A 1,044-nucleotide genomic window follows, 5' to 3' on the forward strand; every position below is an offset into this window, starting at 1 on the left:
GGACAGCCCCGCGCGGGTGCCGGCCAGCCGCTCGGACAGGGCGGTGGCGCGGTCGGCGATCTCCCGGGTGACCTGGGCGGTCGGGTAGCCCAGCGTCGCGGCGGTCTCGGCCATCTCGTGAGAACGGGAGTCCCACATCGCCTCGACGCCCTCGAAGTAGGCGTCCGCGAAGGGCGCGATCAGCGCGGCGTCATGGACCCGGGCGAACCCGATCAGGGCCTGGCGCTGCTCCGTGTTGGACAGTTCGCCGGCCATCACCCGGTCCCAGACCGCGCGCTTCGCCTCGGCCGTCGGCACGGCGGCCCGGGCCTGGATCGCGGCGAGCGCGCCCGTGGCGGTCGCGTCGGCGCGCTCGGCCTCGGCGATCTCGGCCTCCCCGGCGCGGCCGGCCGCCACCAGCGCGGTGAGCAGCTCCCAGCGCAGGTCCGTGGTGAGGTCCAGCCCGGGCACGGTGCGGGTGCCGTCGACGAGGGCGGACAGGCGGTCCAGCTGCGCCGTGGTGCGCGCGTGCAGGGCGAACGCCTTGACGAACTGCAGCTGGTTGTCCGAGCCGTCCTCGGCCTCCGCGACGAGGCCCCACAGACGGTCGGCCGCCGCGACCCGCACGGCCTCGGCCTGGTCCTCGGGCAGGTACAGGCCGATCGCCGTCGCGAGCTGGCGCAGCAGCGTCTGCACCACGGAGGAGTCCCGCTCGTGGCCGACGTTGGCGAGGACGAGGTCGACGAACCAGGCGGCGGAGGCCTCGCCGTCGCGCACGGTGTCCCAGGCCGCCCCCCACAGCAGCGTGCGCGCCAGGGAGCCGTCCACATCCTTCAGACGGGTGGACGCAGCCTCCCACGAGGCGTCGTCGAGGCGCAGCTTGGCGTAGGCCAGGTCGTCGTCGTTGGGCAGGATCACGGCGGGACGACGGCGGGCGGCGGCCTCGACGACCTCGGTCACCTCCCCGGCCACGTCGAGCTCGAAGCGCTCGGTGCGGATCAGGCGGCCGGTGGCCTCGTCCACGTCGTAGAAGCCCACGGCCAGACGGTGGGGGCGGAGCACGTC

Annotated in this window: 1 protein-coding gene; it reads right to left on the bottom strand. The window is 75.1% G+C overall.

Annotated features, from left to right (window positions below; all coding sequences use genetic code 11):
* The coding region (locus ACFWJO_RS40915) for an ERAP1-like C-terminal domain-containing protein (RefSeq protein WP_386873487.1) at positions 1-1,017 on the bottom strand (1,017 nt) is incomplete at its 3' end.
* Positions 1,018-1,044 lie beyond the last annotated feature (27 nt).

The organism is Streptomyces sp. NPDC127092 (genome assembly GCF_042722475.1).
Taxonomy (GTDB): domain Bacteria; phylum Actinomycetota; class Actinomycetes; order Streptomycetales; family Streptomycetaceae; genus Streptomyces.